Origin of the sequence: Ottowia thiooxydans DSM 14619, from assembly GCF_000422885.1 — a bacterium.
Lineage (GTDB): Bacteria > Pseudomonadota > Gammaproteobacteria > Burkholderiales > Burkholderiaceae_C > Ottowia > Ottowia thiooxydans.
In genome coordinates this window covers 383,331-403,100 of the sequence record NZ_AUGX01000001.1, presented here as the reverse complement: position 1 = coordinate 403,100, position 19,770 = coordinate 383,331, and the positions used below count along the sequence as shown (strand labels likewise).

Here is a 19,770-nt window from a genome sequence, read left to right as displayed (position 1 = left end):
CGAAAGACTGTGGATGCAAGGCGAAAAACGCAGGGATACCTCGTGGTATCGCGAGTATTTTTAACGCCGCAGACGCTGTTTTTCGAGCGCAATAGGACCGCGAGGAGATTTTGAACAGGCTCCCAGAGCAAGCTCTTAGACGCCTTGCTTCAGGCTGGCTTCGATGAAGGCATCGAGATCGCCGTCAAGCACTTTCTGTGTGTTACTGATTTCGACGTTGGTGCGCAAATCCTTGATACGGCTGTTGTCCAGCACGTAGCTTCGGATCTGATGGCCCCAACCGACATCGGTCTTGCTGTCTTCGAGCTTCTGAGCTTCCTCTTGGCGCTTGCGCATTTCATGGTCGTACAGGCGCGAGCGCAGGCGTTTCCAAGCCACGTCGCGGTTGCTGTGCTGGCTACGGCCATCTTGGCACTGCACCACGATGCCGGTGGGGATGTGCGTCAGGCGCACGGCCGAATCGGTCTTGTTGATGTGCTGGCCGCCGGCGCCGCTGGCGCGGTAGGTGTCGGTGCGTACGTCTGAGGGGTTGATGTCGATCTCGATGGAGTCGTCCACCTCAGGGTAGACAAACACGCTGGCAAAGCTGGTGTGCCGGCCGCCGGAGGAGTCGAACGGGCTCTTGCGCACGAGACGGTGCACGCCTGTTTCAGTGCGCAGCAGGCCGTAGGCGTATTCGCCTTCAATTTTGATGGTGGCGCCTTTAATGCCGGCGGTTTCACCTGGGGTTTCGTCTTCAATCTCAGTCTTGAAGCCCTTGCGCTCCGCATACTTGAGATACTGGCGCAGCAGCATGCTGGCCCAATCCTGTGCCTCAGTACCCCCGGCTCCAGCCTGGATGTCGAGGAATGCGTTGTTCGGATCAGCTGGCTGGTTGAACATACGGCGGAATTCGAGATCCTCGACCAGCGCCGCGAGCTTGGCGGCTTCGGCTTCTATGGTCTTGATACCGTCTTCATCGCCGTCATCGCGGCTCATCTGGAAGAGCTCGGCGTTGTCCGCGAGCTCGCGCGAAAGCGTGTCGATCACTTCGACCACGCCATCAAGCGCTTTCTTTTCCTTGCCCAGTTCCTGGGCCTTCTTGGGGTCGTTCCAGACGGAAGGGTCTTCGAGCGAGGCGTTTACCGTGCGCAGGCGTTCAGCTTTGGCATCGTAGTCAAAGATACCTCCGTAAATCTACCGTGCGCGCGGTGAGATCTTCGATTTGTGAGCCGATCTGGTTGATGTGTTCTGCGTCCATGATTTGATCCTGATGTGGGGGAGCCTGTAAAAACAGGCGAATCCATCATTTTCTCATGGTGGCAGGCGCTTTGGCGGCGGATCAGGAACTCGTTTCCCGGACTACCTGCAGCCACCTGCTTAGTACCGGTGTTTCCTGGCTGGACATCCACATCACACTGGTTTCGCAAACAGGAAGGAAGGGGGCTTCCTGCAACCCGCGGTACACGACGCCTGCGCGCTGTAATTGACTGACACTTTGCGGTACCCAGGCCAAGCCCAGTTCTGCAGATACCAGGTTGACAATGGTCTGCATCTGAATGGCCTCCTGCTCCACATTCAGGGCCCTGCCCACTGCGGCGTAGCAGGCCAGAAGCCCGTCGTAGATAGCCGGCAAAATGGCGCGAGGAAACAACACCAAGGGCTCCCGGGCGACCTGCTCGAAGGCCAAGTTGGCCGTTTTTGCCAACGGATGGGCCTGGGGAAGGGCTAACCAAAGCGGCTCCTGACCGATCATCTGGCGTGTAATGCCCAGCGGGGCTGGCTCCTCGTGGGCATGCAACACGATGCCGGCATCTATGCGCCCCTCGCGCAGCAGACGCAGCTGAACGTCCCCAGTGGCCTCGGTCAATTCCAGCCGCACGCCAGGGCTTGTGGCACGGAAATTTCTAACCCAGCCTGGCAATCCGCCAAACCCCACCGTGGAAACAAAAGCAAGGCGAAGGCGCCCCACCTCGCCGCTGGCCGCTGCTCGGGCTTGCTCTGGAAGGGCCAATGCTCTGGCCACCAGATCCTGCGCTTGCGGCAGTAGCGCTGCCCCGGCAGGGGTAAGTTGCACGCTGCGTTTGGTGCGATCGAACAACCGAACACCCAATTGCCGCTCCAGGCCAGCAATGGCCTGGGTCAGCGGAGGCTGGGTCATATTGAGGCGCTGGGCGGCGCGGCCAAAGTGCAATTCATCAGCCACCATGATGAATTGCCGCCAGGCCCGGATGTCGATCAAGGGTAGACTCATATGTAAAACATATTAGTCGAGATCTTTAAAGGTATTGGATCAAATTAGCGGATCGTTCCATACTCGACGCTTGGCAACTCTGGTTTCTGTCTTTTCTCCGCCGGGGAAGAGGGGGAAGTGAAGAGAGAAGCCTTAGAGTAAGACCGAGACCGAGACCGAGACCGAGACCGAGACCGAGACCGAGAGCCTTTTTACAACCATTCAAAAAACCACGATGCCTGCTTACCGTTCCAAGACTTCCACCGCTGGCCGCAACATGGCTGGTGCCCGTTCACTGTGGCGTGCCACCGGCATGAAGGACGAGGATTTCTCCAAGCCCATCATTGCGGTCGTCAACTCTTTCACCCAGTTTGTACCCGGCCACGTGCATCTGAAGGACCTGGGCCAGCTCGTCGCCCGTGAAATTGAGGCGGCAGGTGGTGTGGCCAAGGAATTCAACACGATTGCGGTGGATGATGGCATCGCGATGGGCCATGACGGCATGCTGTATTCGCTGCCAAGCCGCGACATCATTGCCGACAGCGTGGAATATATGGTCAACGCGCACTGCGCTGATGCCATGGTTTGTATCTCCAACTGCGACAAGATCACCCCCGGTATGTTGATGGCCGCCATGCGGCTGAACATTCCTGTGGTGTTTGTCTCCGGCGGGCCTATGGAGGCTGGCAAGGTGCGTCTGGCGGTGCCAGAGTCGGCGACCATTCAATTCAAGAAGCTGGATCTGATCGATGCCATGGTGATGGCCGCGGATGACAAGGTCAGCGATGCGGATCTGGCTGAGGTGGAGCGCTCTGCCTGCCCCACCTGCGGCTCTTGCTCGGGTATGTTCACAGCGAACTCCATGAACTGCCTGACCGAAGCGCTTGGCCTGGCGCTGCCCGGCAATGGCACGGTGGTGGCTACGCATTCAGACCGCGAGCAGCTCTTCAAACGCGCTGGTCGCCGCATTGTGGGGTTGGCTCAGCAGTACTACGAGAAGGACGACGAATCCATCTTGCCGCGCTCCATGGGTTTCAAGGCGTTCGAGAACGCGATGACCCTGGATATCGCCATGGGCGGTTCAACCAACACCATTCTGCATTTGCTGGCGATTGCGCAGGAGGCAGAAATCGACTTCGGAATGACCGATATCGATCGCCTCTCTCGCACCGTGCCTCAGTTGTGCAAGGTGGCTCCCAATACCAACAAGTACCACGTGGAAGATGTTCACCGTGCGGGCGGCATCATGTCCATCCTGGGTGAACTCGAGCGCGCAGGCAAGCTGCATACCGATGTGCCCACCGTGCACGCCAAGACCATGGGCGAAGCGCTGGAGCAATGGGACATCACGCGCACGAATGACGAAGCTGTGAAGACCTTCTTCATGGCTGGTCCTGCGGGCATCCCAACTCAAGTGGCCTTTAGCCAAAGCACCCGCTGGCCCAGCCTGGACGTGGACCGCGAAGATGGTTGCATCCGTTCCTACGAACACGCTTTCAGCAAGGAGGGGGGCCTGGCCGTGCTCACCGGCAATATTGCACTGAATGGCTGCGTGGTGAAGACTGCGGGTGTGGACGAATCCATTCTGGTGTTTGAGGGCCCGGCCCATGTGGTCGAGTCTCAGGATGAGGCTGTTGCCCACATCCTGGCCGATGAAGTGAAGGCAGGTGATGTGGTTGTGGTGCGCTACGAAGGTCCCAAAGGTGGCCCTGGTATGCAAGAGATGCTCTACCCCACGAGCTACATCAAATCCAAAGGTCTGGGCAAAGCTTGCGCGCTGCTGACTGACGGGCGTTTCTCAGGCGGTACTTCTGGCCTTTCCATCGGCCACTGCTCGCCAGAGGCAGCGGCAGGAGGGGCTATTGGCCTGGTGAGAAATGGCGACCGCATCCGTATCGACATTCCCAATCGCACGATTGATGTGTTGGTGAGTGATGAGGAACTGGCTAAACGCCGTGCAGAGCAAGACGCCAAAGGTTGGAAGCCGGTTGAGGCACGCCCTCGCAAGGTTTCAGCTGCACTGAAGGCCTATGCCAAGCTGGTGATGTCTGCGGACAAGGGTGCGGTGCGGGACTTGTCTCTGCTGGACTAAGCTGGAGCGTAGCGGGGAGACTCAGTTCTCCCTGTGCCGCCCAGCCTGGGAAGCTCGGCTTCGGTGAAACAACTGACGGGAAAAAGTCGGTGGAGATTCAATTCAGTTAGAAGCTCCATTCCCGCAGGCTAACTGAATGACATTGAGCCTAGAATCGCTCCGCATGCATGGTGAGTTGCCCTTGATTCTGGTGGTGGAAGACGAACCCGGTATTGCCGAGACCATCCACTATGCGCTGTCGTCTGACGGCTTCTTACCCGAAGTCTGCGTGAGCGCGCGCCAAGCCATGGAGCGCTTTGCCGAACGGCCACCCGCGCTGGCGATTCTGGATGTCGGCCTTCCAGACATGAATGGCTTCGAACTGCTGCGCCGCCTGCAGGAATTGCCGGGTGGCAAGGCAGTGCCCATGCTTTTTCTTACTGCACGCGCGAGCGAGATTGACCGGGTGGTGGGGTTGGAGCTGGGCGCGGATGACTACATTGCCAAGCCGTTCTCACCGCGTGAACTGGTGGCGCGAGTACGCACGATCTTGCGCCGCAGCCAGCGCATTTCTTCAAATTCAGACTCAATTCCAGCGCCTGCCCCTCAGACAGTGCCCGTCGTCAAGACTGAAGACACTCCGGCGACCGGAGCGGATGGCTCCGCGCCGATCCGGATGGACGGCGCAGCACCCACTGGCGCTTTCATGCTGGACGAAGAGTGCCGTTTGATCCATTACCACGGCGAAGCTCTGAACCTGTCTCGCTACGAATACGGACTGCTGGCTGCGCTGATGCAACGGCCTGGCCGCGTGTTCACACGCAATGAATTGCTGGAACGCGTGTGGGATGACCCGGGTGAGAGTTTCGATCGCACCGTGGACGCGCACATCAAGACCTTGCGCGCCAAGCTGCGATCAGTGCGCGATGACGAAGATCCCATCCGCACCCTTCGCGGCATCGGATATGCGCTGAAGTGAGCCGTCGAACCCGAATTTTCCTTGCGCTGGTGGTGGTCTACGCCATCGGTATGGCGGCGCTGCTCTACCAACTGTTGGGTGATCTGGATCCTCGGTACCGGGAATCGGCCGAGGAGGGGCTCGTGGAGACCGCGCAGCTGCTGGCGACCGTGATTGAGCAGGATGTAGAGCAGGGCGCGTTGCCTGCAGATCGCATCGCCGGCATTTTCCGGGATTTATACGCCAGACGCTTCTCGGCCCAGGTTTACAGCTTGCACAAGACCCGCGTGGACTTGCGCGCCTACGTGACCAATCGCCACGGCATCGTGGTGTATGACTCCACTGGGCGAGACTTCGGCAAGGATTATTCAACCTGGCGAGACGTGAGCTACACCCTGCGCGGTGAATATGGTTCTCGCACTACGCGTGATGTGCCGCAGGACCCGCACAGCAGTGTGATGTATGTGGGCGCACCTATCCGATGGGAGGGTGAGATCGTAGGTGCTGTGGTCATCGGCAAGCCGGTGCAGAGCCTGGAGCAGTTTGTCTCTGCGGCGCGGGGCAACATCATCTCGGTGGGCGTGGCCTCGGCCTTTTCGGTGTTGCTGCTGGCTTGCGTTTTATCCTTCCTGCTGATTCGCCCACTAGGCATTACCAGCGATCTGCTGGCGGCGCTGCGCACGGCGTGGTGGCGTGACCCTGAGGGCAGACGCCATTTCAGCCCACGCCGGGCCTGGCGTGCCGTGCGTGCGCAAACGCGCGCAGCAGCGCAGGAGGTGCGAGACGCTATTGCCGGGCGCAACTATGTGCAAGAGTATGTGGAGCAGCTCACGCACGAGCTGAAAAGTCCTATCTCTGCCATTCGTGGCGCTGCAGAGCTGCTGCAAGAGCCCGGCATGCCGCCCGAGCAGCGGCAGCGATTCACCGCCAATATTGCGCGCGAGACCCACCGCTTGCAAGAAGTGGTGGACCGCATGATGGAGCTCACCGCACTGGAGAGCCGCCGGTTGCTCCAAGACCAGCAGCCAGTAGATTTGGCGCCGCTACTGCATGAGCTGGCGGGTGGTGCGCGCCATCAGGCGCCGGCACTGCGAATTGAGGTGCGTATTGATGCGGAGCTGGTGGTGGAGGGGGATCCGTTCTTGCTGCGCCGTGCGATTGGCAACCTGCTGGACAACGCGGTGGGGTTCTCGACGCCTTCCGGGGGCTCTGAACCTGACATCTTGCTCACTCTGGCGCGTGAAGGTCGGATGGCGCGAATTGATGTGCGTGATCACGGGCCGGGTGTGCCTGTCTTCGCTGAAGGCAAGGTGTTCGAGAAGTTCTTTTCGCTGGCGCGGCCTGGTTCGGGGAAGCGCAGTACGGGGTTGGGGCTGGCGTTTGTGCGGGAGATTGCTACGCTGCATCAGGGGAGTATTGCGCTTGGGAATGCTGGGGATACTCCGGGGGCGCTGGCGGTGTTGCGGCTGCCGTTGATGAAGGTCTGAGAGCGAGCGATCGAGGTCGTTCTTAATTCATCTGCCCTAAGAGGGGGGCGGGTGGTTTTTACCCTTCTCTTTGAGGTGGGCGTCTGGTTTTTGCGCCCTCTCCCGCTTGCGGGAGAAGGTTGGGCGGGGTCGGCCAACCGGTGAGGGTAGGCGGCGTATCCATGTGGACTAAGCTCATCAGTGGCACCAAAGATCACTAAAAAGCTGACGACGCGGTGCTTGAACGAAGCGTGGTGATCCCAGCGACGCTGCCAGCCCTACCCAAGAACCCTGATAAAGCGCTGATTTTTCATGTAGAGATGAATATATGAACCTGCGCGGATCGTGAACGTGTTGCTAGAGGCCGGCTTGGTCAAAGCCTTGAATTTTTCTTTCCTGATTGGGAACGACGAGCACTCTGAGGGCCGAGCGCAGCAATGGCCCGAGTGGGTATCCCACCCCTTGAGGCCGTGCCGAGGAGCGCAGGTCAAGGGGCCGGCCATCCGGGGGCGGGCAAGAGCACTGAAAGATGCTCTTGCTTCAAGAACTAGCTTGCGGCAGCTGTTTGAGGGTAGAGAGCGAAGCGAACGAAGCGAGTTCTGCCGCACCGCCCGTTGACCGAGCACCGGAGGGTGCCCGGAGCGCAGCGCAGGGACACGGACTTGGGGTCGCCTTTCTTTTGCCTACTTTTCTTCGGCCGGCGCTCCGGTGGCGAAGCAAAGAACAAGTAGGTGCGCTGCCGGGCGCAACTCCCGGCCTCCGACCTCAAGAAAAGAGCAGAAGGCAATTCGCATCCGCAGCGTCTAAATCAACCGCCGCTTGCCCTCACCCCAACCCTCTCCCGCAAGCGGGAGAGGGGGTAAAACCAGCTCGCAGCCTCGGGTTCTGGGGCTCAAGTCGGCAAGCGCGCTTGCATCAGGCTCTCCCGCGAGCGGGAAAGGGAGTAAAGCAATCCCCGCTCGCTTTCACCCAGACTTCACACAGACTTCACACAGCGCCCAAACCTTGCGCAATTTTCCTGGCGTCTTCTCGCAGGCTTCATAGCTCCTTCGAAGCCGATTTGCACAGTAGCGGACATAGAAGCTCACTACTGAAAGGAAGACCCCATGCGCACTGCCGCACTCATTGTTAAGTCCGCCTCCGTCGTTTTGGCCCAGCGGCTCACCTGGCATTTGGCACTGACGGCCTTTGTGCTCTTGGCGCCGTCCGCTCGTGCTTCGACGGACGCACCGGCCAAGGCTGAAAGCCCGTACTTCTTTGTCCAGGGCGCGCAAGCCGGTGTAGAGGCGCTACCGCTCAAGCGCACAGATGTCAAAGTGAACATCAGCGGTGTGATCGCCGACGTGGTGGTAACTCAGACCTATAAGAACGAAGGTACGACGCCTATTGAAGCGAAGTACATCTTCCCGGGTTCCACGCGTGCTGCGGTCAACGGCTTGAACGTGCGTGTGGGTGATCGCCTGGTGGTCGCTCAGATCCGCGAGAAACAACAGGCTCGGGTGGAATACGACGAGGCCAAACGCGCGGGCAAGACCGCAGCCTTGCTGGAACAGCATCGGCCCAATGTGTTTCAGATGAATGTGGCCAACATCCTGCCTGGCGATGACGTGCAGGTGGAGCTGCGCTACAACGAGCTGCTCGTCCCGGAAGAGGGGCAATATCAGTTCGTCTTTCCTACCGTGGTAGGCCCACGTTACGCAGGCGCTGCAGGTAGCGCGGTCGCGGAGTCTTTTCCGGCCCAGGCGGTCTTGCGCAGCAATCAGCCAAGCGCCAGCGCTTTCGACCTCAAGGTCAACCTGGCAAGCCCTATTGGCATCCAGGAAGTGCGCTCCCCCAGCCACTCCATCGACACAGAGATGAATGGGCAGCGCGCCAGCGTGCAACTGGCTGGCAGCGCCTCGCGCGGCGTGAGCAAGAGCAATAACCGCGACTTCATTCTCGATTACCGCCTGGCGGGCGCGCAAATTCAGTCCGGCGTGCTGCTGCAAAGGGGGGAAAAGGAGAACTTCTTCATTGCCATGGTGCAACCGCCCAAGGCCGTACCGCAAGCAGCGATCACGCCGCGCGACTATGTCTTCGTGGTGGATATCTCTGGTTCCATGCATGGCTTTCCACTGGACACCACCAAGGCCTTGATGCGCCAGCTCCTGGGCAACCTGAAAGCCAGTGACACCTTCAATGTGTTGCTGTTTTCAGGCAGCAACCGGTTCCTGGCACCGCAATCGGTGCCGGCCACCCCTGCGAATGTCAACGCGGCTATCCGGACTATCGAGCAGATGGGCGGCGGTGGGTCGACTGAGTTGCTCCCGGCGTTGCGCCGCGTTTACGCAGAACCCAAGCCGGCTGACCTTTCGCGCACCGTGGTTGTAGTCACGGATGGCTATGTCACCGTGGAAAGCGAAGCCTTTGCACTGGTGCGCAAGCAACTTGGGCAGGCCAACGTATTCGCCTTTGGCATCGGATCTTCGGTGAACCGCCACCTGATGGAAGGCTTGGCCCGCGCTGGTATGGGTGAGCCGTTCATCGTCACCCAGCCGAGCGAAGCCAAGGCTCAGGCTGAACGCTTTCGCCGCATGATTGAATCTCCTGTGCTTACCAGTGTGAAGGCACGCTTTGAAGGCCTGGATGTGTACGACGTGGAACCCCAGGTCTTGCCCGACGTATTGGCAGAGCGCCCCGTCATCGTGTTCGGCAAGTGGCGCGAGACCAGTAAATCGGCAAACCCCAAGTTGCTGATCGAAGGCCGCGCTGCCAGCGGTGCGTATCAGCAGACTTTGCCTATCGATCTGCAAGGAATTGACAGCAGCACCACCGCGCTGCGCTACCTTTGGGCGCGCCACCGCATTGCTGGCCTGAGCGATGAAGAAGCCTTGACGGGCGGCGACGCGCAAAAGGCGGCTATCACCCGCCTGGGCTTGGACTACAACCTGCTTACCCAGTACACCAGCTTCATCGCAGTGGACAAGGTGGTGCGCAATCCAGGCGGGCAAGGCGCCACCGCGAACCAGCCCAGCCCAATGCCCGAAGGTGTGAGTGATCTGGCTGTGGGCGAAGCCAGTGCCCTGGGCGCTGATGTCAGCAGCACCCCTGAGCCTGAGACCTGGGCAGCGATGCTGGTAGTACTTGCGGTGCTTGGCGCACAGATGGCTCGCAGGCGTGAGCGCCGGGCGTTCACTGGTTGAACTGCCATGAGCTCATCTCTTCTACTGCGCCACGCGCCCATTCTTCGCAACGCCATGCGTATTGACCGCGCGCCAGCATGGGTGTGGCTTGGGCTGCAAGCTGCCGCGCTCTGGCCCACCTGGCGCTGGATGATTGCACGCGTAGCGGACGGCTCCGACGATCCACTGGGTTTGTTGGCACTTGCAGCACTGGGAGTACTGTTGTGGTCTGTGCGTGGTCAGTTGCGCTCTTCACCACGCCTGTCCTGGATGGCAGTGGCTTTGGTGGGTACGTTGGCGGCTACCTCCATGCGAGGGGAAGTTACCCCGCTGGCCACCAGCTTGCTGGCGATCACCAGCTGGGCCTGCGGACTGCTGGCGTTCATGCCCTCGGTGCGCCGCGGCGCCATGCAAGCCCGCAATGGCGTGCTTTGGCCCGCCTCGCGCCACATCGTCGCTGCGGTGCCTGTGCTGGGGCTTGCGGTGTTGGCACTGCCACTCATTGCCTCGCTGCAGTTCTACGCGGGTTACCCGCTGCGCGTGCTCACCGCCGAGGCTAGTCGTTGGTTGCTGAGCGTGGCGTTCTCTGTGCAGCGCGAAGGCGGCAGTCTGCTGGTGGATGGGCGTCTGGTCATTGTCGATGCGCCGTGCTCCGGTGTGCAGATGGCCTGGGCGGGTTACTTTACGGCGTGCGCCGTAGCGCTGTTCAAAGGGCAAAGCAACCGCGGCTTCGCTTTGCGCCTTCCGCTGGTGGGCCTTACGGTGTTAGCCGGCAATGTGCTGCGCAACACCGCGTTGGTCGCGCTGGAAGCCACTGGAAATGCATCTTCTCAGATGGTCCATCAGGGCATTGGATTATTGGCGTTGGCGGTGGCGTGTGGTGCCATCGCTCTGTTGATGGGGCGGCCTGTCAGTGCCGAACCAAGGCCTTCAGGTAGCCGCTAATCGAACGTAGGAGATCAGCATGATAGAGAACACTTTTCAGAATCGGGTGCTGGGCAAAGTTATGTTCGGTTGCGCCATGCTGGCGTGTGCGTTGGCAGGCGCATTCTCGAGTGCCCGTGAGGTGGTACCTTCACCTGCCATGCAGGCTGTGGAGGTACCGCAGCAGTGGGAGGGGGCCATCGTGCGGCCTCTGGCTTTGTCTGCTGTGGAGCGGCGCTTTGCCGATCGATTTCCCGGCCGTATCACGCGTTTGACCGATGAGCGTCAGATCATTGTGTTGAGAGATGTCACTGCCCCCACGCGCATGTTGCATCCCGCTGCGGATTGCTACCGTGCTCTGGGTTACCGCATAGAAGGCGAGCACCTGGAAAGTACGCCTGCTCAATCTGCGATGACTACGGTGGCAATGGTTTCGGAAGAATCTCTCGGCAGCGGCCTTCAGCGCTGCTTCATTGCTCGCAAGGAAGGCGTTGCGCTGAGGGTATGCGAGCAGATAGAAGACGCCAATGGTCAACGCTTTGCAGATACTTCGGCATGGTACTGGGCCGCCACCATGGGGCAATCTAAAGGCCCGTGGCGCGCGGTCACCGTCACGCGTGCGCTGGCTGCGGGGGCTGTATGAACAAGTCGACAAAGTCCCGATTCAGATTCCTCGTGATTCTGATTTGCTCGCTGTTGATCCCCGCAACATTGCTGGCTATGTTATGGGGCGCCGCGCGCATCGCGCTGGCGCCCAAGGCCGATGAGTGGTCTGTCAGGGTAGGGCGTGGCCCGCTCAAGATGGAGGCCAGCGTGCCGCAGCTTGTGTGGCTGGCGACCACGCCGTGGATTGGCCAGGTGCTTGATGGGGTGCGTGTGCCTAGCCGCATTGGCTTCATCACTTTGGGATGGAAGCCCGCCGGGGTAGAAGGCCCGGAGCCGGTGCTGACCTTGCACTGCGAGCCATGTACGTTTCCCGTGCCGGCCGCATTGGGGCAGGAGCGGCTGAGGGTGCCCGCAGCGCAGATCGCTTTGTCCCGTGGGGAGGGCGTAGACCGGCTGCAAGGCCAACTGCTGCTCGCCTCTGAGTCTCCGCAGGGTGAGCGAGCCATTGTGAGCGCGAAGTGGCAGGCCCGCCGTCATGGCCCAGGGTGGGATGTGACGATGCGGTGGCCTGATGCGCCGGCACGCCATTGGGTGGCCTTGTTGGCGCCGGGGCTTGCGGAGCTTCGCGTGGCACATATAGAAGGTCATGTGGCTGCCACCGCCCGTGTGCAATTGCCTTCAGGAAGGTTTGAGCTGACTCCGCAAGTGCAGGGGCTGGCTGTCAGTGGCCTGGGCACCGAAACCTGGGCGCACGCCCGTTCGTCTTGTGGCCCTAGCCATAAGCTCGATGCGCGTGGTTGGTTGGCGCGAGCGGTAGTGGCTGCTGAAGACCAGCGCTTTTACGAACACCCAGGTTACGACCTGGAGGAGCTTCAGGCTTCGCTGGCGATCAACGAGCGGAACGCAACCATCCGGCGCGGTGGAAGCACCTTGACTCAGCAGGTTGCTAAATTGATGGTGGCGGGGGGTGAACGCACGCTGACACGCAAAGTGCGTGAACTGCTGTACGCCGTCGAGATTGAGCAAAGCCTGGGCAAGGCGCGCATTCTTCAGCTCTACCTGAATCTGGCTCCCTGGGGCCAAACGGTAGAAGGCCAACTGGTTTGCGGCGCCGATGCAGCCGCGAGGCATTATTTCGGCGTATCTGCCAAACAGATCGACGCGCGCCAATCCGTTACCCTGGCCGCCATATTGCGCAATCCCGCGCACGATGCCAGTGCGGGCCGGTTGCTGTGGGTGGCTGAGCAGGTTCGCGGAGTGTCAAGGCCCCAACAACGCATGCTGACCCAGGAGCTGAGGGTGCTCGCTTCTGCACAACTCAACGTGTCAGTAAAAGACCAAGTCAGCGTGACAAGGACTGTCGGTACTGGGCATTGATTTCATCGTGACTGCGGCGTATTTCGGGTGGCCATTGCGCCTTGATCCATGACAGCACGGCTACTATTTCATCGTCGTTCAGTATGCCGCTGTAAATGGGCATTGCTGTGCGGTAGCCGGGTTGTTTGATCAACTGGGCGAGTCCATGCTTGGTGATGGCGAAGAGTTGCTCATCGGGATGGTGCCAGGTGTGCCCGCTGGGATCGTGGGGGGGCGCCGGAAGCTGGCCATCGGGCCCCTGGTCGCGCCAGTTGGGTTGGCCTTCGCCCTTGGCGCCATGGCAGGCCGCACATTGTTGTGCGTAGATCTTCGCGCCAACTTGAAGCACATGGGGGTCATCGGGCCGCAGGCTGTGTAGCGACGCCGTGACTTGTTGCTTGCTGGCGTTCAGGGAAAAATAGGTCGCCCCCGCGGCTAGCACCAAGGCCAGAACACCTGCGGCTCCCAGGGCTAGCGGCTTCATCTTCATTGCAACTTCCTTGATCTCAAGCATCTCACACGGAGGTCCGTCGTCGGCTCATCGGACACTCCGTTCAAAGCGTTCGCGGCGTATCTCAAGGAGCGGTCTGAATATCGGTCACGATCATCTTCCCACCTTCCTGGATGACTGTGAATTGCACTTTGTCTCCGGGCTTGAGGGTGGTGAGCTGCTTTTTGTCTCGGGCTGTAAAGACCATGGTCATTGGGGGCATGTCCAGGTTCTTGATCTCCCCATGCTTGAGCGTGATCTTGCCTTCTTCGGCCTGGATCCTTCTGACCTCCCCGTAGGTCATCGATGCTGATGGTGGCGCCGTAGCTTGGCCTGAATTGGAATTTTCCTGTGCGTGGGTAGCGATGGGCAGGGCGATGCCCATGGCCAGTGCGGAAATAGTGAGCAGACGTTGGATGGGTTTCATGGCGGTTGTCGTTGATTGGCTGGTGCTTGTGTTCCGCACCGAGATGGTTGGCTTACATCTGATGGCGCTTCATAGCCCTACTTGCGGCCCACCTTGATAGCGCCTTTCATGCCCGCCTCATAGTGGCCTGGTATCAGGCAGGCGAAGTCCACGGTTCCCGCCTTGGTGAATTGCCAGACGATCTCGCCTTGTTTGCCAGGCTGCAGCGTGATCTTGCCGGGTTCGTCATGCTCCATGTCAGGGAATTTCTTCATTTGCTCCAGATGCTCCAGCAATTCCTTTTGCGTGCCCAGGCTGAGTTCGTGCTTGACCTGCCCTGTGTTCTTGACGATAAAACGCACGGTTTCGCCTTGTTTGACCTGCATGCTTGATGGCGTGAAACGCATGTTGTCACTCATGGCTATGGTGATGGTGCGGCTGGCATTGGCTGCAACGCCAGGCTTGCCAATGGCTGTTTCACCGCTATCTCCATGACCATGGCCGCCTCCGTGATTGCCGCTGGCCAACGCGGCACCGGATGCGGCCAGCACGGCCATCGCAAGGGCCAGAGGAATGGTGGATCGTGTGAATTTCATGGGATTTTTTCGTTGAAGATTGAATGAAAAAAATCAATGCGCGCCATGTGAGCCAGGTTTTCGTACCCTGACTTCTGTGGGCGATGCCGGCTTGTGTGCGCGCTGCATGGACTGCCCGCCTTCAGCGCTAAAGCGTGCGGGCTCAGCGATCGGGCCGGTGTACTCATACGCCACCGTGCCAGCCGGATGCTTGAACCAGCCAGGATCTGTGTAGTCACCGGGTTTTTGCTCTCTGCGCACCTTCAGCACGCTGAACATTCCGCCCATTTCTACTGATCCGAACGGCCCCTGGCCACTCATCATGGGTACCGTGTTGTCCGGGATGGGCATTTCCATCTCAGCCATATCAGACATACCGCGCTCACCCATCACCATGTAGTCAGGAATGAGCTTATTGATTTTCTTGGTAAGGCCGGTGTGATCCACCCCAATGAGCGTAGGGACGTCGTGACCCATGGCGTTCATGGTGTGGTGACTCTTGTGGCAGTGGAACGCCCAATCGCCTTCCTCATCAGCCACGAACTCAAGCTGGCGCATCTGACCTACAGCGACATCCGTGGTGACTTCATGCCAGCGAGTGCTCTTGGGTGTGGGGCCGCCATCGGTGCCAGTCACCACGAACTCGTGCCCATGCAGGTGCATCGGGTGGTTGGTCATGGTGAGATTGCCGACACGAATGCGAACTTTGTCATCAAGCCGCACGTTCAAAGAGTCGATGCCGGGGAAGACCCGGCTGTTCCATGTCCATAGATTGAAATCCGTCATCTCTGCCACCTTGGGTGTAGCGGCCCCTGGTTCGATGTCATAGGCGCTGAGCAGAAAACAGAAATCCCGCTGCACCTCATCAATCAAAGGGTGCTTGGCTTTTGGGTGGGTGACCCAGAAACCCATCATGCCCATAGCCATTTGCACCATCTCGTCAGCGTGCGGGTGGTACATGAAAGTGCCAGGGCGGCGCGCCACAAACTCGTAGACAAACGTCTTGCCAGGCTGAATTGCGGGCTGCGTGAGGCCCGAAACGCCATCCATGCCGTTGGGCAGGCGCTGACCATGCCAGTGGATGCTCGTGTGCTCGGGTAACTTGTTGGTGACGAAAATGCGCACGCGGTCTCCCTCCACCACCTCGATCGTGGGGCCAGGGCTCTGGCCGTTGTAACCCCAAAGATGGGCCTTGAAGCCCTGGGCCATTTCGCGTACTACCGGCTCGGCGACGAGGTGAAACTCCTTCACACCTTGGTTCATACGCCAGGGCAGGGTCCAGCCGTTAAGCGTTACCACGGGGTTATATGGGCGCCCAGAGCTAGGCACCAGTGGGGCCATGGTGTTCGGGCTGGTTTGCGTGATGGGCTCAGGCAGTGCAGCCATAGCCACCCGGCTGACCGAGCTGACTGCAACAGCGCCACCAGCTATACCGGCGAACTTGAAGAACTCTCTTCTGGATGTCATGGAAATCGTTTCTGCATCAATGACCGGCGCCACCGCTGGACACACTGGATGTGGTGGACGGTGTAACGGGTAGGTTGGGGTTCGAGGGACGCCCGATCACGGCTGCCTGTATGGCGGCATCGGTCAGCCAGAATTGCTGCTGTGCATCGATGGCCGCCGTGACGGTGCTGACCTGATCGCGGGCGTCTGCCAATAGCTCGAACACGCTGATCAACATGCCGTTGTAGCGAAGCTGGTTTTCCTCAGAGATCACCTTGCGCAGAGGCACGATTTCATCACGGTAGTGGCGCGCCACGTCATAGGCTGAGCGATACGCCGAGTAGCTTTCACGCAGGTTGGAACCGGCGGAACGCATCGTGGATTCAAGCAGGTTGGCCGCTGCCAGGGTTTGAGCATTCATGGCGCCTCGCAGCATTGCGCCGCTGTCGAAGATTGGCAAACGTACCGAGATTTCCCAGCCGCGTGCGGTTGAGCGTGTACCTTCAGCACCATCAAAGCCGGTGTTGCGGCGCCCCTCCAGTTCGATGTCGGTGAAACTGGTCACCATGTTCAGGCCTTGGGCTTTGGCAGCGTCATCCAACGCGGCTTGTGCCAGACGGATGTCCAGACGGGATTGCGTTGCTTGCGTGGCTACGGCCTCTGGTGCCAGTGGCTGTTTGGGCAGATCCATCAAACGCTCCGGCAGCTTGAGTGCTTGTTCCTGCGCCTCATCCAAACCAAGCAATCGAACGAGTTCTTCGCGGCTGGCTGTGGCCTGATGCTGCGCGGTGCTGAGCCGGGTGGCGGCATCCGCGTAGAACGCTTGTTCGCGGGCGCGTGTCATCCGGTTGAAGTTGCCTACAGCCTGCATGCGCTTAGCCAGTTCTGCACTCGCTTGCGCGCTCTCATAGACCTGCTGGGCATATTTGAGCGTTTGCTGCGCAGCCACGGCTCGCACCCATCCCTGGCGCACCCGGGTGATCTGGTCCACCACGTCACTGGTCAAGCGCAATTGCGCTTGCTCAATGCGCCGGATAGCGATGCTATGCCGTGCGGGGAGTGTCAGGATATCCAGCAAGCCGATAGATAAAGCGCGCCCTAGCTCCAGCCCATCGCCGGAGGCCATGCGCTCAAAGCTGAAAACGGGATTGCCAATTCGGCCGGCCTGCGCGGCACTTGCCGATGCTGCCCAACCCTGTGCTAAGAGAGTCTGCAGGGATGGACTGTTTACCAATGCCAACTGGACAGCATCCTTCTGCTGCAACGGTTGAGCCAGCAAGGTCTGCGCGGCCTTTGCACGCTCGTCTCGCTCCTGCTGTGTGCGGACTAATGCGAGATTGCCCCCTGTAAAGCTTGCAGCCTCGTCGTTGATGCGGCGGATGTTCTGATCCGGGTTAACGCTGGCACATCCGGCCAGCAATATCAGCACCAGCGCTGACAGAGTCAATTTGGCCTGAATAGCACCCAAAGCCATCATGGCCTATGCCCCCCGTGATGGCCAGCATGCGGATGGCTACCGGAGGTGGGAGCAGAATCCTTGGCTGTTGTGGTTTCGTCTGAAGCGATTTCCTTGGCATAGGCACGCCAGCCGCCAATTTGGCCTACGCGGTCATTGGCTTCGCGCCAGGACTGCAGGGGTTGATCCACATAGGCTTGATAAGCTTGAATGGGGGACGAATACCGCAGTGCCGTCAACGGTGCAGGCTTGGAAGCTTCGGCTTCTGCTGGAGCTTGTGCAGAAACTGCTCCCGAAAAAATTGCCAAGGCCCAAGGCAACAAGGCGCCAAGGCGGGGCAGGGGGGTGAAAGTGACCATGGCCTCTTCTGAAAGAATCTTGAATCTCACGATGTAGCGATTCTGAAGAGGCCACCCTTTCATCCGGATGTTCTGAACATTACATTGTTGTTATCTTCGTGTCAGGCCGCTCCAAACGCGGCAAACTCTCGCCAAGAGATTCATACCGAGTTGGTAGCAGCGGAACGCAAACGTGAAAATATTGATCGTTGAAGACGAGCCCAAGACGGGTGAATACTTGCGCCAGGGGTTAACCGAGGCTGGCTACATATCGGACTTGGTGCCCAATGGCGCTGATGGCCTGCATTTGGCCGTGCAAGGTGAATACGACTTGGTGATTCTGGATGTCATGCTGCCTGGGTTGAACGGCTGGCAGGTTCTGCAATCCTTGCGTGAGCGCGGCCTTCAAATGCCGGTGCTGTTCCTGACCGCTCGCGACCAGGTGGAAGATCGTGTCAAAGGCTTGGAATTGGGGGCTGACGACTATCTTGTCAAACCCTTTTCGTTTGCCGAACTGCTGGCAAGGGTACGGATCATTCTGCGACGAGGTTACGCAAGCAATGAGAGCACCGTTTTGAGGGTGGCGGATCTGGAGCTGGATTTGCTGCGCCGGCGGGTCTCACGAAACGGCAAACGTGTGGATCTCACGGCCAAGGAGTTTGGCCTTTTAGAGCTGCTGATGCGTCGCCACGGAGAGGTGTTGCCGCGCTCCCTGATCGCTTCCCAGGTGTGGGACATGAACTTTGACAGCGACACCAACGTCATCGAAGTGGCTATGCGCCGCCTGCGCGTGAAGGTAGATGAAGGCCACCCAGTCAAACTCATTCAGACCGTCCGCGGCATGGGTTATGTGCTCGACGTTCCAGAGGAAGATTAGGTGACGCAGAAACCGTTTCTGAGCAAGCTTCTTTTGAAAAAACTCTCGCTCACCAGCCGTTTGAGCCTTTTCTTCACCGTGGCCGCCGCCGCAGTGGTCCTTGGGTTGGGAGCGCTGTTTCTTGTGGAAACCGAGCGGCACTTCGTGGAACTGGATCGAATGGCTTTGCAGGAGAAGCGGCATTTGATAGAGGAAATCCTCAGCAACGCGGACTCAGCGGAAAGTGCCCGAGAGCGTCTGGGCGAAGCTTTGAACTATCACCACGATCTTCGCGTCTTGGTACAAAGCTCGCAAGGTGAAACGATCTTTCAAACTTCAACATCCAACCTCAGGGTGCAAAGCGGTGAAGCCGTGAGCACCGATGAAAAGGGGGTTTTCGGTGTATGGCGAGACCAGAATACCGAATTCCACACTTTGAGTTTTGAGGCTACTCCGGCCTACTCCACATCCGCGCTGAAGGTATTGCTTGCTACGGACACCAAACACCACACCCACTTCCTGGAAGGGCTACGCAGCAGTTTGACGCTCTATGTGATCGCCGCGGTCATCGTGTGCGGTCTGCTGTCTTGGTTCGCTGCGCGCCAAGGGCTGGCGCCCTTGCGTGAAATGAAGTCACGTGCCGCCGTGGTCACAGGCCAGAAGTTGTCTGAGCGCATGCCCGTGCAAGCCGTACCGGTGGAAATGGCAGATCTTGCGCAAGAGCTGAACCGCATGTTGGATCGCCTCCAGGAAGACTTCCGGCGTCTGACTGACTTTTCTTCAGACCTGGCGCACGAGTTACGCACTCCCATCAGTAATCTACTGACGCAGACGCAGGTAGCCTTGGCCACCAAGCGCGATGCCGCAATCTACCGAGACATTCTGGCTTCCAACGCCGAGGAATTTCAGCGTTTAGCGCGCATGGTCTCTGACATGTTGTTTTTGGCCAAGACCGAGCGTGGTGTGGATCTGCCACGCAAGGAGCGGTTTTCCGCCCGACAGGACTCGCTGGCGCTGATGGAATTTTACGAGGCAGTAGCCGAGGAAAAGCGCATTCGACTCCAGTTGGAGGGCGACGGTCAGATTGATGGTGATCGCCTGATGTTCCGCCGTGCGGTGAGCAACCTGCTCTCCAACGCCTTGCGTTACACCCCAGAATCAGGCGAAATCACCATCCGCATCACCAGCGCGCCACAAGCAACGACCGTGGAGGTAGAAAACACCGGCACAGACATCGATCCCAGGACACTACCTCGATTGTTCGACCGGTTCTACCGCGCAGATGCGTCCAGGGCGCACCCGGACTCCGATGGCTCCGGGCTGGGGTTGGCCATTACACGCGCCATCGCACATGCCCACGGCGGGCGTGTGACGGCAACATCTACAGACGGAAAAACTTGCTTCGCCCTGGTGTTTCCTCTCCATGGCCCTCGGCCATCAAGCTGAACC

17 protein-coding genes are annotated in these 19,770 nt (G+C 59.4%); 9 read left to right on the top strand and 8 right to left on the bottom strand.

The genetic code is table 11. The annotated features are described in order from the left end of the window. Positions 1 to 135 precede the first annotated feature (135 nt). A protein-coding gene (gene prfB, locus G518_RS0102045) for a peptide chain release factor 2 (protein WP_156909236.1) occupies positions 136 to 1,240 on the bottom strand; the annotation gives its coding sequence in 2 pieces (ribosomal slippage) (positions 136 to 1,158 and positions 1,160 to 1,240; 1,104 coding nt in all). Positions 1,241 to 1,321: 81 nt separating this feature from the next. Further along, positions 1,322 to 2,233, bottom strand: a complete 912-nt coding sequence (locus tag G518_RS0102040; RefSeq protein WP_028601099.1) for a LysR family transcriptional regulator — start codon at positions 2,231 to 2,233, stop codon at positions 1,322 to 1,324. A 214-nt stretch (positions 2,234 to 2,447) separates the two neighbouring features. Here G518_RS0102040 and ilvD point away from each other — a divergent pair, with 214 nt between their 5' ends. The 7 genes from ilvD (at position 2,448) to G518_RS33510 (ending at position 12,775) form a co-directional block, all read left to right on the top strand. Next, positions 2,448 to 4,304, top strand: a complete 1,857-nt coding sequence (ilvD, locus tag G518_RS0102035; protein WP_028601098.1) for a dihydroxy-acid dehydratase — start codon at positions 2,448 to 2,450, stop codon at positions 4,302 to 4,304. A 136-nt stretch (positions 4,305 to 4,440) separates the two neighbouring features. Next, positions 4,441 to 5,262, top strand: a complete 822-nt coding sequence (locus tag G518_RS0102030; RefSeq protein WP_245597870.1) for a response regulator — start codon at positions 4,441 to 4,443, stop codon at positions 5,260 to 5,262. Further along, complete coding sequence (creC, locus tag G518_RS0102025; protein WP_028601096.1) at positions 5,259 to 6,728, top strand: two-component system sensor histidine kinase CreC; 1,470 nt, start codon at positions 5,259 to 5,261, stop codon at positions 6,726 to 6,728. Before G518_RS0102030 ends, creC begins: the two co-directional genes overlap by 4 nt. A gap of 1,085 nt (positions 6,729 to 7,813) precedes the next feature. Then, the gene (locus tag G518_RS0102020; protein WP_084651324.1) at positions 7,814 to 9,889 is read left to right on the top strand and encodes a VIT and vWA domain-containing protein; all 2,076 of its coding nucleotides are present in this window, start codon (positions 7,814 to 7,816) and stop codon (positions 9,887 to 9,889) included. A 6-nt stretch (positions 9,890 to 9,895) separates the two neighbouring features. After that, complete coding sequence (gene xrtQ, locus G518_RS0102015) at positions 9,896 to 10,813, top strand: exosortase Q (protein WP_028601094.1); 918 nt, start codon at positions 9,896 to 9,898, stop codon at positions 10,811 to 10,813. Positions 10,814 to 10,832: 19 nt separating this feature from the next. Next, complete coding sequence (locus G518_RS0102010; protein WP_028601093.1) at positions 10,833 to 11,435, top strand: hypothetical protein; 603 nt, start codon at positions 10,833 to 10,835, stop codon at positions 11,433 to 11,435. 32 nt (positions 11,436 to 11,467) lie between these two features. Then, positions 11,468 to 12,775, top strand: coding sequence for a biosynthetic peptidoglycan transglycosylase (locus G518_RS33510; RefSeq protein ID WP_051235846.1), 1,308 nt, complete (start codon positions 11,468 to 11,470; stop codon positions 12,773 to 12,775). Here G518_RS33510 and G518_RS0102000 read toward each other — a convergent pair. From G518_RS0102000 to G518_RS0101975, 6 genes are all read right to left on the bottom strand, one after another. Then, complete coding sequence (locus tag G518_RS0102000) at positions 12,741 to 13,244, bottom strand: c-type cytochrome (RefSeq protein ID WP_028601092.1); 504 nt, start codon at positions 13,242 to 13,244, stop codon at positions 12,741 to 12,743. The two genes, G518_RS33510 and G518_RS0102000, sit on opposite strands and share 35 nt — an antisense overlap. A gap of 85 nt (positions 13,245 to 13,329) precedes the next feature. Beyond that, on the bottom strand, positions 13,330 to 13,671 hold the full coding sequence (locus G518_RS0101995) for a copper-binding protein (protein ID WP_028601091.1): 342 nt from the start codon (positions 13,669 to 13,671) through the stop codon (positions 13,330 to 13,332). Between the two features lie 77 nt (positions 13,672 to 13,748). After that, positions 13,749 to 14,246, bottom strand: coding sequence for a cupredoxin domain-containing protein (locus tag G518_RS0101990; RefSeq protein WP_028601090.1), 498 nt, complete (start codon positions 14,244 to 14,246; stop codon positions 13,749 to 13,751). A gap of 33 nt (positions 14,247 to 14,279) precedes the next feature. Further along, positions 14,280 to 15,692, bottom strand: coding sequence for a multicopper oxidase family protein (locus G518_RS0101985; protein WP_028601089.1), 1,413 nt, complete (start codon positions 15,690 to 15,692; stop codon positions 14,280 to 14,282). A 16-nt stretch (positions 15,693 to 15,708) separates the two neighbouring features. After that, positions 15,709 to 17,148 carry a TolC family protein gene (locus G518_RS0101980; RefSeq protein ID WP_028601088.1) on the bottom strand — a complete coding sequence of 480 codons (1,440 nt, stop codon included), beginning with the start codon at positions 17,146 to 17,148 and terminating at the stop codon, positions 15,709 to 15,711. Then, entirely contained in the window at positions 17,145 to 17,516 is a 372-nt protein-coding gene (locus G518_RS0101975; RefSeq protein WP_245597869.1) for a hypothetical protein, read from the bottom strand. Before G518_RS0101975 ends, G518_RS0101980 begins: the two co-directional genes overlap by 4 nt. Before the next feature lie 142 nt (positions 17,517 to 17,658). Here G518_RS0101975 and G518_RS0101970 point away from each other — a divergent pair, with 142 nt between their 5' ends. After that, positions 17,659 to 18,342 (top strand): heavy metal response regulator transcription factor, encoded by a 684-nt coding sequence (locus tag G518_RS0101970; protein ID WP_028601086.1) that lies wholly within the window; start codon positions 17,659 to 17,661, stop codon positions 18,340 to 18,342. Then, on the top strand, positions 18,343 to 19,767 hold the full coding sequence (locus G518_RS0101965) for a heavy metal sensor histidine kinase (protein ID WP_245597868.1): 1,425 nt from the start codon (positions 18,343 to 18,345) through the stop codon (positions 19,765 to 19,767). It abuts the gene before it with no gap. Positions 19,768 to 19,770: the final 3 nt, after the last annotated feature.